The following is a 15,226-nucleotide window of genomic DNA, read 5'->3' as shown; positions in this document are numbered from 1 at the left end:
TAAATTTTTTAAAAAAACTATATAAGATTATGAAAAAACTAAAACTAATAGCAGGAGCACTTTTCTTGAGTTCATTTCTGTTTTCAGCGTGTGACGGTTTGCTTGATACGACTCCGAAGCAATCCATTGATGCCGAAGAGGCACTTACAAATGCGGAAAATGTGAAGTCTGTATTGATTGGTGCATATGACGCAATAGGAGGCGGAGACCTTTATGGTGGCTGGTTCCTTATGATACCGGATTTTCTGGCAGCTAATGATGAGTTTGATTTTTCTGGTACCTTTTTTAGTCCCCGACAAATTAGACTTAAAGAACAGGAGTATGATAATGGTAATGTAGCCAGTACCTGGATTGATGCCTATGATGCAATAAACATTGCGAATAGTGCATTGGATGGACTTGACTTGCTGGAAGGTTCTGAAAGAGATCGTGTAGAAGGTGAAGCCAAGTTCATCAGAGGAATGATCTACTTTGATCTAGTTCGTTTATACGCACCTCAGTACGTAACGGGTGGACCTAATGATCAGGCAGGTGTGCCGTTGGTACTGACGCCGACAAGAAGTATTGATGAGTCAAGCAATATTGCTCGCTCTACTGTAGGTGAAGTTTATGATCAGGTAATAAGTGATCTCACTGATGCTAAAGATCTACTTCCTGATGTTAATCCAGAGCGCTCATACTATGCAAACTCGATGGTAGCAAGTGCTGTTCTATCGAGAGTGTATCTTCAAATGGAAGATTACGACAATGCAAGGTTGGAAGCTGACCGTGTAATCTCATCCCAGAATTATTCCCTGACGGGAACTTATGCTGATGCATTCAACAATGTTGAGAATTCTTCAGAAGATATATTCTCTATGCAGGTTAGTGCACAGGATGGAGTAAACAGTATGTTTACTTTCTATAGCGCAGATAGCCGTGGTGATATAGACATCAATCAGGCACATATTGATGAGTACGAGGCCGGTGATGACAGACTCGATCTTTTCTATAATGATCCGAGTGATGGAGTACTTCGATCAGGTAAGTGGAATGACGGTGTTAATGGCAACGTGCAGCAAATCAGGCTCGCTGAGATGTACCTGACCCGTGCAGAAGCTAACTATCGTGAAGGAACCCCTTATGTTGGTGCAGACCCGATCGATGACTTGAATGAAATTAGGGATCGGGTTAACCTGCCTCTTTACGTATTACCAACTGAATTCAATCTGGATGATATTCTTTTAGAACGTAAGCTGGAGCTTATGTTTGAAGGGCAGTTACTTCATGACATCAAGAGAACACAAGGCACTGTTGGAACTCGTAATTACGATGATCCTAAGTTAGTGCTGCCGATCCCGCGCCGTGAGATTGACGCGAACCCAAGTCTATGCCAGAACGCAAGTTATCAGGGACCCGCCTGCTAAATTGTTGGTTTAGAACCGTAAATTTTAAAAGCATCGGATTTCCGGTGCTTTTTTTATGTTTTTAAAAATTAATACAGACTAATTATGATGAAAGATTTTCGCTGGTTCCGCATATTTTTATTTCTTCAGTAGAAGGATGTTGTAAAAATAAGTTTTTACAAAGTAATTTTGATTAAAGACTTGATTAGCTTATTTACTAAGCTCACTTTACGAGCCTGTTTTTTTAATAATTAAACTTATATGAAATATGAATTACGGAAAATTTACTTTTATGAAATTCTCTGTACTATTTCTGAGCTTTGCCTTTGTTATTTCGGGTTGCAAATCTTCAGAAACGGTATCGGAGTCTGAACGTCCATCACGAAGTACCAAAACAGCCGGCGGTGATGATAAGATGAAGAAGTTCAGCGATGTTATAACTGAGGATGCTGAATCGGACGAAGGTCTATTCAATGTCCATAAAGTTGATGACAAGTATTACTATGAAATCCCTGATGAGCATTTAGGAAAAGAGATGCTTCTTGTAACCCGTGTGACTAAAACAGCTGATAATATAGGTTACGGCGGTGAAAAATTAAACACTCAGGTCATTCGCTGGGAAAAGAAGGATGACAAGATTTTACTTCGACATGTTTCTTTTGAAAATGTAGCTTCCGAGGAAGAACCGATTTTTGAGGCCGTTAAAAACTCAAACTTTGAGCCGATTATATCATCTTTTGATATCGAAGCGCTTAACGAAGATTCAACAGGGTCTGTGGTTGAGATCACCAGTTTATTTACTTCAGATATACCATCACTCGGTTTGCAAAGCAGCCGGAGAAAAGCCTATCAAGTTCGGCGCTTAGATAGTGACCGTACTTTTATTGAGCACGTTAACAGTTACCCTAAGAATATAGAAGCCCGTAATGTGCTTACTTATGATGCCGGTCAGCCGCCATCTAATTCTTCTACGGGAACTATTTCAATGGAAGTTAATCACAGTATGATCGTACTGCCTGAAGAGGAAATGAGGCCGCGTTCTCATGATGATAGAGTTGGATTTTTCAGTGTGACCAAGACCGAATATACTGACGAAGCTCAAAAAGCCAGACAAATTCGTCACATTACAAGATGGAAGTTAATCCCGAAAGACAAAGAAGCTTACAAAGCATGGCTGGAAGGTGAAAGTGATGAGTTAGTGGAGCCGGAAAACCCAATTGTTTATTATGTAGATCCTGCAACTCCAAAAAAATGGAGAGAATACCTTATTCAAGGTGTAAATGACTGGCAAGTGGCTTTTGAAGAAGCCGGATTTAAAAATGCAATCGTAGGAAAACTTCCTCCTACAAAAGAAGAAGATCCTGAATTCAGCCCGGAAGATGTACGTTATTCCGTAATTCGTTATTTTGCATCTCCGGTACAAAACGCATATGGACCTCACGTTCATGATCCACGCACAGGTCAGATCTTGGAAAGTGATATCGGTTGGTATCACAATGTTATGAACTTGCTTCGTAACTGGTTCTTTATTCAAACTTCGGCTGCAAACCCAGATGCTCGTGGAGTAGAGTTTGATGATGATATTATGGGTGAATTGATTCGGTTTGTATCAGCTCACGAAGTTGGGCATACGCTTGGATTCCCTCATAATATGGGATCGAGTTTTGCTTATTCAGTAGATGACCTGAGGTCACCTGGCTTTACAAGTGAACACGGAACTGCTCCATCAATTATGGATTACGCCCGTTTTAACTACGTTGCCCAACCCGGTGATGGGGTTACCAATTTCTATCCTGCAGTTGGCACTTACGATAAGTGGGCTGCTAAATGGGGATATACTTGGTTTCCTGATGATATGAGTGATGAAGAAATCGAAGCTACTCTAAATGTATGGACCAGGGAACGCGCCGATGATCCGCGATATTTCTATGGAAGCGGTGGAAGTGATCCTCGTGTACAAACTGAAGATCTTACCAACGATGCTATGAGAGCCAGCGAACTTGGTATAGCTAACCTCCAGATTATCACTGAGAATCTCATTGATTGGATTGAAGAAGAAGGCGAAGACTTTACTGAATTGAGTGAGCTCTATAGCAATATTATCGGACAGTGGAACAGGTATATGGGACACGTGCTAAATAATGTTGGTGGAGTTTATGAGGATGAAAAAACATTTGAACAGGAAGGCGTTGTTTACACTCCGGTTGAAAAGGAAAGGCAACAACGCGCTATGAAGTTCCTTCAGACACATGCTTTTAGTTCTCCTACATGGGCGATCAATGATGAAATTCTTGATCGTATAAATGAAGCTTCGGTTATTGAAAACTTCAGAGGTGCTCAAGCCAGTGTACTCTCAAGACTGACAAGTGCACAACGCATAGCCAGATTAATTGAGTATGAAAAAAGATCTGATGAAGAAACCTATACCGCATTCGAAATGATGGATGATGTACGTAATGGTATTTTCAGTGAAGTGCGTGCAAACGAAAATATAGATGTATATCGCAGAAACCTGCAACGCGCCTATATTGACGAGATGGAAGAACTGATGTCGGCCGATGAAGTAGGCGGCGGATGGTTTGGCCCGTCTGTGAATGTGAATCAATCCGATATTCATCCGATTGTAAGAAATCAGCTTAATATTTTAAATCGTGATATTGATCGTGCACTTGGAAGCGGAGGCTTCGACCGCGCGACAAGAACACATTTAGAAGATGCCCAATACAGAATTGAAGATATTCTTGATGGCGACGACTAAAGCTAAATAAATTAGCTCTTCAAAACCCCCGTACATAATTTTATGTGCGGGGGTTTTTTTATGAAAAAATTTAACAATCTCAAAATTGTTTTCAGAAGATTCAATTAGTATTGTAGTGCACATTAAAATTAATAAACTCAGATCGATGAAATTATATATAAGAAGCACTTTTTTTGTTGCAATATTGATATTTGGCTTTTTGCCCATGACCTCAGTTCATGCGCAGCAGCTAGACATGAACCTTCTGAAGGGTATGGAACCTCGTAATGTTGGCCCATCCGGAATGAGCGGTCGAATTACTGCGATTGATGTGGTGCAATCTAATACTAACGTAATGTATGTAGGAGCGGCTTCCGGAGGAGTATGGAAGTCAGAAACAGGAGGTATAACCTGGACTCCAGTTTTTAATGATTATGGTCCGGCTTCAGTAGGGGCTATTGATGTTTATCAGAAGAATCCAAGCATTGTTTGGATGGGAACGGGTGAGGGTAACCCGCGTAATAGCCAAAACAGCGGTGCCGGAATTTATAAAAGCATCGATGGGGGAAAGAGTTGGAAGTTAATGGGTCTTGAGAATACCCGTAATATTCATCGTGTGATCATTCATCCGGATAACCCTGATATCATTTATGTGGGAGCACAAGGGTCTGCCTGGGGTGACAGTGAGAGCAGAGGAGTTTATAAAACCACAGATGGTGGTGAAACCTGGGAGAAAATATTATACAATAATGATCGAACAGGGGTAGGTGAAATGGTAATGGATCCTGAAAATCCCAATAAGATTTTTGTCAATATGTGGGAATTTCGGAGATGGCCATGGACTTTTAAATCGGGTGGAGAAGGATCCGGTTTATATATGACCCTTGACGGAGGAGAAAACTGGGAGGAACTGACTTCCGAAGACGGACTGCCCGAAGGAGAACTGGGACGAATGGGACTAGCCATTGCTCCAAGTAACCCTAAGATTGTTTATGCGCTCATTGAATCTTCAGAAAATGCTATTTACCGAAGCGAAGATGGTGGATATACCTGGGAATTGCGCGAAAAAGTTAAAAATGATTCAGACATAGGAAACAGGCCTTTCTATTATGCTGAGATATATGTAGATCCAAAAAATGAGAATCGTGTTTACAGTTTATATAGTATGCTCTCAATAAGTGAGGATGGCGGAAAGTCTTTTGAAAGCATGTATCCCTATTATAATTGGGTACACCCCGATCACCATGCATTTTGGATAAACCCGGAAAACCCCAATCATTTAATTGACGGAAATGACGGAGGATTAAATATAAGCTACGACATGGGTAAAACCTGGCGTTTCGTAGAGAATATTCCGGTTGGTCAATTTTATCACGTGAATGTAGATATGGAGATTCCTTACAATATTTACGGCGGCATGCAAGACAACGGTACCTGGCAAGGACCTGCATATGTATGGCGCTCAGGCGGTATAAGAAATTCATATTGGGAAGAACTGTTCTTTGGAGATGGTTTTGATGTAGCTATTGATCAAAGTAGTGGGCGATATGTTTATGCGATGTCCCAGCAGGGTAACGTTGGGAGAGTTGATACCGAAACCGGAAGCTCCCGTTTTGTGAAACCTACCCATCCGGAAGGGGAAAGGCTGAGATTTAACTGGAACTCTGCCATTAATATTGATCCTTTTGATGATGAAACTATATACTTTGGAAGCCAGTATGTCCATAGAAGTAACGACCGGGGCGAAACATGGACAATCATTTCACCTGATTTAACAACGAATGATACCACCAAACAAAAACAACATGAAAGTGGTGGTTTAACACTCGATGCTACCGGGGCGGAAAATTACACAACCATTATGGCTATTGAGCCGAGTCCCCTTGAAGAAGGAGTGATTTGGGCAGGAACAGATGACGGGAATATTCAGATCACCAGGGATGATGGTGAAACATGGACCAATTTACGCAAAAACCTGAAAGGTGTACCGGATGGCAGTTGGGTAGTGCAGGTTAAGGCATCGGCTCACAATGAGGGAGAAGCTTTTGCGGTAATTAATGATTACCGACGAGATAATTGGACTCCTTATTTAATGCATACCACCAATTATGGCAGAAGCTGGAGCAATCTTGTAGATACCGACCAAGTAGAGGGATATACACTCTCATTTGTACAAGATCCTGTTGAGAGCAACTTGATGTTTTTGGGAACTGAATTCGGACTTTATGTAAGTGTGGATGCCGGTGATAATTGGACTAAATGGGGTGACAATTATCCCTCAGTTTCAACGTATGACATGGTCATCCATCCGCGTGAACACGATCTTGTTATTGGAACTTTTGGCCGCTCATTTTGGGTGATTGATGATATTCGTCCCCTAAGGGAAATAGCGAGCGAAGGGGTAAATGAGTTGAATAAACCGATTAAAGCTTTTCCTTCGCCGGATGCTTACCTGGCTGAATGGAGACAGGCTCGGGGAGTCCGTTTCTCTGCAGATGCGATGTTTTCGGGGGATAATCGCCCATCCGGGGCAATGCTGAGTTACTCGGTTAATAAGGAGGCTGTTTCAAAGACCACTGAGGAAAACGGCGATGAAAAAGACAAAGAAGAAAAGGTTGTTATAGAGGTTTTTGATGCGTCTGGAAACAAAATCAGAACTTTGGAAAGAACTCCGGAAGCAGATGGTATCAATCGTACTACTTGGGGCCTTGAACGGGCAGGTACTGAAAGGCCAAGCCGAAGAATTCGTAAGAATAATTCAGAGCCCGGAGGAAGAGATGTACTCCCCGGCACCTATAAAGTGAAATTTACATATGGTGATTATTCTGATTCAACAAATGTAACGGTACACACTGACCCAAGAATTGAGATGTCGATAAGTGCTTTAAAAGCGACTTCAGAATTAGCGGCTGAGGTAGAAGGCCTAACCGCTTATCTTGCTAAGGCGGTCAAAAACCTGGCTAAAGCAGAAGAAATAATTGAGCTGAATGACAAACTTATTTCCTCTGATGCACGCAACAAAGAAGACCTGGAAGAGCTTAATGATGCCAGTGTGGAAATCAAAGAACAATTAGAAGAGTTATTTGCAATGGTATTTGGTGAAGAAAGTGATGCACAGGGAATAGTAAGAAATCCGGATCCAACCGTGCTCACCCATTTATATGCTGTAAATAGATATTTGGGGGGAGATTATGACGGACCGGGTAAGAGAGAGGAAAACCTCTTGGGAATGGCTCGCGAAGCAGTTAATGATGCAGTCTCAAAAATAAATACCTTTGTTACAGAAGATTGGGCTGAATACCAGCGTGCTGTAGAAGAAGCAGACTTAAGTCCGTTTCAAGATCTGGAGCCTGTGGTTAAAGAATAACCAAGCTGAACATTTAAGCTCGAAAATCCTGTATGCCTAACTTGGTATACAGGATTTTTTTTGGAAATTATTGTGTAAATGAACTACGTTAAATACTAAATGTTGGAATTATTATGGAATCATTGATAGAATTTTTTGAAAACGTTCCTACTACGTTTAGAGCCGGTATTTTAATCGGAGGTATTTTTCTCTTTTGGGTGATAGAAGGCGTTTTCCCGCTATTTGAATTTGGCTATAAAAAAGTACGTCATGCTGCTATTAATTTAGTTTTGAATGGCTTTTTTGTGCTGATCGGTTTAGGGTTTGCAGGAATATTGGTGTGGTCTTCAAATTATGTAACGACCAATGAATTCGGTGTTTTACAGTGGATAGCCATGCCCGTTTGGGCACAAGCTATTGTAGGGGTAATGTTGCTTGATTTTTTTGGTGCTTATCTCATTCATTGGATTGAACACAAGGTAAAATTTTTGTGGAAGTTTCATCTTGTACATCACAGTGATACTACTGTTGATGTGACTACCGGACTCCGTCATCATCCCGGGGAAGCCGTATTCAGGATGGTTTTTACTATTATTGGGGTGATTGTTGTCGGGGTCCCAATTTGGATAGTGTTTTTATATCAAAGTATTTCGGCACTCTTTGCCCATTTAACCCACGCCAATATAAACATGCCCAAAAAAGTGGACCGTGCTTTGTCCTGGATCTTTATAACTCCGCTAATGCATAAAGTGCACCACCATTATACACAACCATTAACGGATACCAACTACGGGAATATCTTCGCAGTCTGGGACCGGATGTTTGGGACTTTTGCCGAAGTAGAAGACATCAAAGAGCTGAAATACGGTATTGATACCCACATGGATCCCAAGGAAAATGACGACCTCGGGAATTTGCTGAAGATTCCTTTTCAGGCTTATCGTCCGCCTGTGGGTTCTAAATTTGGGAAAGAGGATGAGATTGAAATCTCTGGCAAAAGCTGATTTAAGCAAAAGGATAGATAATTTGAACCGAAAATACGTTTTGGTTATGCTGTAAATCTTCTGAATACAGTGTGGAGCAACCAGCTTCTAAGGCGGCTGCAATAATGAGAGAATCGTAAAAAGAGAAATTGAACTGTTCTTTGATTCCTATTGCGGAATAAATCAAATCTTTATTGGCATAGACCTCCCAAAAATGAGATAAGACGTTTTCAATAAATTGTTCAAGTTCTCGCAGGCTCATAGGATGTTTAAACTTTCTATAGGCTACATTTATAAATTCCTGAACAACTTGATAGCTGTTTACCCCCGTTCTGTTTTCCAAATGGGTTTTAATGAGTTTAGAAGCTTTTTTCTTTTTCTCTAAATCTGAATGATGAAAAGAGTATGCAAAAATATTTTATCGCTCATTCATCTCATCTCTTGTGAACTTTCCACCGGAGTCTATGTGGTCAAGTTCTTCCATTAATCTATCATAGTTGCCAACCACATCGTCTTGCTTGGCATAGCTGCTAAGCCATTTCCGAAATCGCTTGTTAAGTGTAGTTTTTTCTTTGGCGGCTTTAAGCCGGGCTTTCTCGATAAGCTTTTTATTGTGGCAATTCCAACGCTGGAAGGAGCCGACGATGCTTCAAGGTTGTTTATGTTTAAGGGGTAGTATTTTCTTAAGAATTAGTTCTCCGTGGCCAAATTAAGCTCACCCCAATCCCTACAATTACTACCATAAAAGTTCCAACAGGGTTCAGCCATAAAAACTCAATTGCTTTGATGTAGCCATCAGGTATGGTACTCCAGGGGAAGATGAAGGAGTGATCGCCGGATGCAGCATTATAAAACAAACGGTCGAAAGCGAAGACAGAGAGCATTCCGCAAATCAAGCCGGTCAAAGCTCCGGTTCCAGTTGCCCGCTTCACCCAAAGCAGCAAGATGAAAACCCCCAGGATAGATCCATAGAAATAACTGCCAATTTGATTTACTAATTCAATGATGGAGCGTGTTTCCCCCATGAGCAAGGCAGAAACCGTAGCAAGAGCTCCCCAGAAAAAAGTGACACCCCGTGATGATTTCACATAATGAGCTTCGGTGTGTAAATCACCTTTCAGACGTTGATACCAATCCACAATGGAGACGGTGGTAAGGGCATTCAACTCGCTGTCAATACTACTGAGGGCGGCGGCAAAAATACCGGCTACGATTAACCCGATGATTCCAATGGGAACATGATTCAGAATAAAATAGGGGAAGATATAATTGGTATCGTTTACATCTGCCTGACGAATTTCAGCTTGTAAAGCTAATTCTGCATCCCGGGCTTCATTCATTGCGGCATCAGATTCAACAAACAATTGCTGGGTCTGGGCATCACGCTTTTGAACGGCTTCCAAAGCTGCTTCCTTTCGTGAAAGATGAGCGATTTCGTAATCCTTAAGGATTTTCTGTTCGGCAATTTGTTGCTGATCGGTCTGTGCTACTGGCTCTGTGCCCCGGAAAGATGCCGGAGCTGAATTGAAGATGAAAAATATATACAGCATTACTCCAAGCAAAAGAATGAAAAACTGCATGGGGACTTTGGCATAGGCCGTCATCAGCAGTGATTTGCGAGCATTTTTGACTGAATCAGTCGTCAGGTAACGCTGTACCTGGGTTTGATCAGTTCCGAAATAGGAAACCATCAGAAAAAAAGCGGCAATCAAACCGCTCCACACATTGTATTTTTCAGTAAGGTCGAAATTGAGATCCAGTGCAGTAAGTTTATCCAGGCTTCCGGCAAGGTAAAGGGCCCCGTCAAAACCGACTTCTTCGGGAAGATTTGTCCAGATCAGGAAAAAACAAAAAACCAGCCCAAACATCATGATGATCATTTGTTTTACATCGGTCGTAATGACCCCGGCGATTCCGCCAACTGTGGTATAAAAAGTTGCAATCACACCGATGATGAGGATGGTGATGTTAAGCGGAAGCCCCAGTAAAAGAGCTAACACATAAGAAGGAGCCGCAATAACAACTCCAAGAGCTAGTCCGCGGGAAATCAGAAAAAGTCCGCTGGTGACCAACCTGGTTTTTAAACCAAAACGTTCTTCCAGAACTTCATATGCAGTAAAATTCTGCATTCTATTGAAAAAAGGAACAAGGAACATGCAGATAAAAATCATGGCAAAGGGAATGGCGAGGTAGGTTTGTACAAACCTCATGTCTTCCACATAAGCAATCCCGGTGGTGCCTATAAAAGTGATTGCGGAGGCCTGGGTTGCCATTACCGATAGCCCGGCTGCCCACCAAGGCATGGAGCGGTTAGCAAGCAGATAATCTTCTATAGTAGATGAATCTTTACCTCGGCGCGTACCGTCCCAGATGGTATAGGCAAGAAAAGCGATTAAAACCGACCAGTCAATCCAACTCATTTATGGAAGATTGAAGGTTGAGGTGAACCACAAGAACAGTAAGATATAAATCACACCGAGTATGGCAACGGCGGTATAATCTTTAAGCCAGGTAGATTCGCTTGTCGGTTTTTCTTCCATGTCCGATAATAGATAATGTAAGTTTCTTTTGAAAGCAGAATATGAGCAGAGTTTCTCGGGAACCTTTTTTGCTGATCAGAGCGAATCATTTCATTTGCCTTCTTTTCTCAATTTATCCAAAACTCTGTAACTCTCTTTTCCACAATTTAAGAGTAAGTCAAGGAGGCTGCACCCTTCAACAAAACCCTCTACGGCTTGGGGGTAAACGGGGTGGTTTTTTAATGGTTCAACGGCTTTATCGGTTTGGCGCTGGTAATTCTTGGATTCGTGCTCCAGGAACAAAGTATCTGCTTCGATATTCTTAATAAATGCATCCGGGTAAGTATCATATTCAGGAATGGAGCTGGACAGCCTGGGTTGAAGGTCAACTTCCAGGTAAGTCATCATTCGTTCAAAAAAATATAAATCAAACTCGAGAAGCTTTTCGAATTGAGAAGCTGTTTCAAAGTCGTTACGAAGTTCATCAATATAAAAATCGAAGTAAGTAGAGGTGCGGTAATTATGATATATGGCATTCCAAAGGGGTTCCAGCCAATCCCGGGAATGATCGATACGTACGTCTTTGATGGCCTTATTCTTGTCTTCGGTTTTTACCGGAAGGTTAATCCATTGCAAGCCGTTATGCCCGCGGACCTGAGCCCTGTGTGAGCGTCCCTTACGAGACCATTTCTCTACGTCTTCCCATACGATTAAGTCTGCCTTCAGCATGGCAGAAAGGTCGTACAGGTTTGGGGCAAATTGTGGTTGAAGAAGAGCTATGCGCATAGAAATTTTTGAATTCTAAATTTTGGATGTTGAATTGTGCAGAAACTAATTCAACATTCAAAATTCAACATTTATAATTCTTATCTTAAAGGGTTGAAAATAGAAGAATTCATCAAAACAAAATAAACATATGTCAGTTCGCGTACGATTTGCGCCTTCACCTACCGGATTTTTACACATTGGCGGACTCCGGACCGCACTTTATAATTATTTATTTGCTCGCCACAACGACGGAACCTTTGTGCTCAGAATTGAAGATACTGATCAATCCCGCTATGTAGAAGATGCCGAGCAGGATATCATCGACTCCCTGGAATGGGCGGGAATGGAAATTGATGAAGGGCCGGGCAAAGGCGGCGATTTTGGTCCGTACCGGCAAAGCGAGCGCAAAGATATTTACCACAAATATGCAGAGCAACTGATAGAAAAGGGGCATGCCTATTATGCCTTCGATACCGTAGAAGAAATTAATGAAATGCGGGAGAGGCTGGAGAAGTCAGGCAACCCATCTCCAAAATATGATGCCATCACCCGTCAGTCTATGAAAAACAGCCTTACGCTTCCACAGGATGAAGTAAAGAAGAAGCTGGAAGCCGGTGAAGAATATGTGGTTCGGCTCAAAGTACCCCGCAGAGAAAGCATTAAGTTTGAAGATGAAATCCGCGGTATTGTTTCATTTGATACGGAGGGGCTGGATGATCAGGTATTACTGAAGTCGGACGGTATGCCAACCTATCATCTGGCCAATGTGGTGGATGATCACACCATGGAAATCACCCATGTTATCCGCGGAGAAGAGTGGCTGAGCAGTACGCCGAAGCACATGCTGCTATACAATGCTTTCGGCTGGGAGCCGCCAGTGATGGCACACTTGCCGCTGATCATGTCTCCAAGCGGAGGGAAGCTCTCCAAGCGTAAAGCCGAGAGCGAAGGAATCCCGATAAACACCAAAGACTATATTTCCGGACACTACGAGCCCGATGCCCTGGTGAATTTTCTGGCGTATCTGGGGTGGAGTCCCGGCGACGATTCTGAAATTCATGACATGCAAGAACTGTGTGAGTTGTTTACGCTCGATCGTGTATCCAAAGGCGGAGCGGTTTTCAACTACAAGAAGCTAATGTGGTATAATGAAAATTACATTCGCGAGCATTCTGTGGATGAGCTGAAGCCGCGGGTTAAACCCCTTTTTGAAGAATCGAAGTTTAAAATACCAGGTGATGAATTCCTGACGAAAGTGATCGAGTTACTTCACGAACGCGTTTCCAAAGTAGATGAGTTTGTAAGCATGGGGGCCTTCTTTTTTGAAGCTCCGAAGGAGTATGATGAGAATGCCCTTAAGAAATGGAAGGATGACAGTCCCGTAATTTTGAAAGCCTACCGGGATAAAATTGAAAAACTTTCAGAAGAAGAATTCGAAGCCGTTACGCTGAAAGATAAGATCAAGGAAACCATTGAAGAGCATGAAGTAGGCTTTGGCAAACTAATGATGCCGCTGAGGGTAGCGGTAAGCGGGCAGGGCTTCGGCCCCGATTTAACCCCGGCCCTGGAACTCATCGGAAAAGACGAAGTGCTTTCCAGAATTGACACAGCACTTGAAAAGCTGTAGAACATTTAATTTGGACCTCATGACGTAGCTCCGCTGCCTCATACCCAAAAAAGTCCCGCACATAAATTATGTGCGGGACTTTTTAAATAGTGTCAGTTTTAATCAGAGGGGCTATTTACTTTTAGAAACCACACCGCCTTTCTCACTGTCAACGGTTACGGTGTAACCATTTCCGCGGCTGATAATCCAGCGAACGGTTACCGATTCCATACCGGGAATGTTATCTACAGAAATTTTTTGCGGATTATTCTTTTGCTCCACCGTTTGGTTTAAATCTCGGTTGGTGACGATCATCCCAGCTTCCACATTAGCTCCGTCAATACTGATATAGTTTGGACGAGTGATCTTATATTTCAGGTCCTGGCTGGCGTGTGTAGGTATCATGCGGGTGTTAGTCACAACAGCCGTTACTTCCTTCAAGCCGCCACCTAAATCTTTTTCAGCAATTTCATCAATCACAAGGTTTGGAGTGTGGTAAGCGTGATAAATGGTAAAAGCCATATTTCGATGTGCCATCTGCTCGAGCAGGAACCCGGGGTGAGCACGCCCGAAGTTTTTCTTCGTACCACCGATTTCAATTTCTCCGTATTGAGGGTGATTGTAAGGTTCCCATTCAACAAGAGCATCATTGAAAAGAAGGTTTTTGTTAAACTCATAAGTGTCGGGACTGAAGCGTCCACGGCTTTCCTCATTAAACATTTCAAATGAAGCCCAAAGCTCGTTGGTAAATGTGAAGGCGCCGCGGCTTCCGTAAAACCAATCCAATTCTCCGCCAAAAACGGTATAGAGATCATCATAAACTACCCAATAATTATAGCCGGGAATCAAGCGTTCGCCCATTTCACCAAGGGCATTATACACCCGGATATCCTGCCGGTTATAGGTATCACGATCTTCTTCGGCACCGGGTCCGCGTAAAATCATACCACCGCTGTTATGATAACTCTGTGCGGCCGCAATGTTCGGATGATTCATTACAAATTCCATTACCGCCCGATTTTCAGGCAGTGAAAATGGGTATTTGTGGGCTCCGCCCTGAATATAGTCGGGCTGCCATTTCCATCCCCAATCACGATTGGGATCGTAATAGCCTTCACCGTCTTCATTGATTCGTCCGTCTCCGTCATTATCAAGACCCTCGTATCCAAGCATCTCATATTCACCGAATTCATCGGCTTCCGTCCGTTGCATAAATTCCGGATAATCGGGATGCTCCACAAATTGACCGCGCGGATTTTTACGACGCATCATGGTGATACTGCCATCGCCATTCAGGTCATCGTAGCCGTCTTCATTCATTTCACCGTCCAGATCATTATCAATTGGTTTAATGCCGGACCGGGGTGAACTTGCTGTATTTGGAGCATCAAAGAAATTTTCGCGACCGTCAGGATTTATGGTTGGGACAATGTAAAATGTTTTTTCATTCATTAATTGCGTGATAAACTCATTGTCCCCAAACATTTCTGCCAGGTACCAGGCGGTATACATCGACACTTCCGTTCCCTGTATTTCATTGGAATGAATGTTACCGTCGATATACATGGCGGGTTTGCGGTTCGGATTTCCCTGAGCGAAATTTGTAACCGTGAGTAGCCAGATGTCTCTCCCTTCGTATGATTTCCCGATGGATTCTCGTTTAATAAGGTTGGGATGGGCGTCTGCCAGTTCCTTGGTTAAATCAGAAATTCCCTGGTAGTTATAATAGCGGTTCCAGCTTGCCTGCACTTCAGGATTTACGGGGGAGCCGGCCGCCGGGAAAAAACCATCTACTGAGGTTTGAGCCTCCGCAGACTGATTCAATAATAAGCCGGTAACTAAAAATGTAAATAAGGTTGTGTATATAATATTCTTCATGGCA

General features: G+C 42.6%; 9 protein-coding genes. 5 read left to right on the top strand and 4 right to left on the bottom strand.

All coding sequences use genetic code 11. The features are described 5' to 3' along the window. Nucleotides 1–29: 29 nt before the first annotated feature. From HUJ22_RS14555 to HUJ22_RS14540, 4 genes are all read left to right on the top strand, one after another. Nucleotides 30–1,406 (top strand): RagB/SusD family nutrient uptake outer membrane protein, encoded by a 1,377-nt coding sequence (locus HUJ22_RS14555; protein WP_290878421.1) that lies wholly within the window; start codon nucleotides 30–32, stop codon nucleotides 1,404–1,406. A gap of 271 nt (nucleotides 1,407–1,677) precedes the next feature. Further along, the gene (locus HUJ22_RS14550; RefSeq protein WP_290878420.1) at nucleotides 1,678–4,143 is read left to right on the top strand and encodes a zinc-dependent metalloprotease; all 2,466 of its coding nucleotides are present in this window, start codon (nucleotides 1,678–1,680) and stop codon (nucleotides 4,141–4,143) included. A gap of 145 nt (nucleotides 4,144–4,288) precedes the next feature. Next, nucleotides 4,289–7,489: a hypothetical protein gene (locus HUJ22_RS14545; protein ID WP_290878419.1), complete on the top strand. Its 3,201-nt coding sequence runs from the start codon at nucleotides 4,289–4,291 to the stop codon at nucleotides 7,487–7,489. A gap of 113 nt (nucleotides 7,490–7,602) precedes the next feature. Beyond that, a complete protein-coding gene (locus HUJ22_RS14540) occupies nucleotides 7,603–8,472 on the top strand; it encodes a sterol desaturase family protein (RefSeq protein ID WP_290878418.1) in 870 nt (289 codons plus the stop codon). 1 nt (nucleotide 8,473) lies between these two features. On the opposite strand, the gene HUJ22_RS14535 is transcribed toward HUJ22_RS14540, so the two are convergent. The 3 genes from HUJ22_RS14535 to HUJ22_RS14525 all read right to left on the bottom strand — a co-directional run bounded on the left by HUJ22_RS14535 (nucleotide 8,474) and on the right by HUJ22_RS14525 (nucleotide 11,756). Further along, on the bottom strand, nucleotides 8,474–8,866 hold the full coding sequence (locus tag HUJ22_RS14535) for a PIN domain-containing protein (RefSeq protein WP_290878498.1): 393 nt from the start codon (nucleotides 8,864–8,866) through the stop codon (nucleotides 8,474–8,476). A 268-nt stretch (nucleotides 8,867–9,134) separates the two neighbouring features. Next, nucleotides 9,135–10,871, bottom strand: a complete 1,737-nt coding sequence (locus HUJ22_RS14530) for a sodium:solute symporter (protein ID WP_290878417.1) — start codon at nucleotides 10,869–10,871, stop codon at nucleotides 9,135–9,137. Nucleotides 10,872–11,081: 210 nt separating this feature from the next. After that, nucleotides 11,082–11,756, bottom strand: a complete 675-nt coding sequence (locus HUJ22_RS14525; protein ID WP_290878416.1) for a WbqC family protein — start codon at nucleotides 11,754–11,756, stop codon at nucleotides 11,082–11,084. A gap of 130 nt (nucleotides 11,757–11,886) precedes the next feature. Here HUJ22_RS14525 and gltX point away from each other — a divergent pair, with 130 nt between their 5' ends. Continuing rightward, nucleotides 11,887–13,365 (top strand): glutamate--tRNA ligase, encoded by a 1,479-nt coding sequence (gene gltX, locus HUJ22_RS14520; protein WP_290878415.1) that lies wholly within the window; start codon nucleotides 11,887–11,889, stop codon nucleotides 13,363–13,365. Nucleotides 13,366–13,476: 111 nt separating this feature from the next. Here the strand turns inward: gltX and HUJ22_RS14515 are convergent, their stop codons facing one another. Further along, nucleotides 13,477–15,222: a M14 family metallopeptidase gene (locus HUJ22_RS14515; protein ID WP_290878414.1), complete on the bottom strand. Its 1,746-nt coding sequence runs from the start codon at nucleotides 15,220–15,222 to the stop codon at nucleotides 13,477–13,479. Nucleotides 15,223–15,226: the final 4 nt, after the last annotated feature.

The sequence above is a fragment of the Gracilimonas sp. genome (assembly GCF_014762685.1).
Taxonomy (GTDB): Bacteria; Bacteroidota; Rhodothermia; order Balneolales; family Balneolaceae; genus Gracilimonas.
This window is presented reverse-complemented; position numbering and strand designations above follow the sequence as displayed.

Coding starts and splice junctions, on each gene's coding strand:
- HUJ22_RS14515 (WP_290878414.1), bottom strand. CDS start 15,222: ATGAAGAATATTATATACACAACCTTATTTACATTTTTAGTTACCGGC.
- HUJ22_RS14540 (WP_290878418.1), top strand. CDS start 7,603: ATGGAATCATTGATAGAATTTTTTGAAAACGTTCCTACTACGTTTAGA.
- HUJ22_RS14545 (WP_290878419.1), top strand. CDS start 4,289: ATGAAATTATATATAAGAAGCACTTTTTTTGTTGCAATATTGATATTT.
- HUJ22_RS14555 (WP_290878421.1), top strand. CDS start 30: ATGAAAAAACTAAAACTAATAGCAGGAGCACTTTTCTTGAGTTCATTT.
- HUJ22_RS14530 (WP_290878417.1), bottom strand. CDS start 10,871: ATGAGTTGGATTGACTGGTCGGTTTTAATCGCTTTTCTTGCCTATACC.
- HUJ22_RS14525 (WP_290878416.1), bottom strand. CDS start 11,756: ATGCGCATAGCTCTTCTTCAACCACAATTTGCCCCAAACCTGTACGAC.
- gltX (WP_290878415.1), top strand. CDS start 11,887: ATGTCAGTTCGCGTACGATTTGCGCCTTCACCTACCGGATTTTTACAC.
- HUJ22_RS14550 (WP_290878420.1), top strand. CDS start 1,678: ATGAAATTCTCTGTACTATTTCTGAGCTTTGCCTTTGTTATTTCGGGT.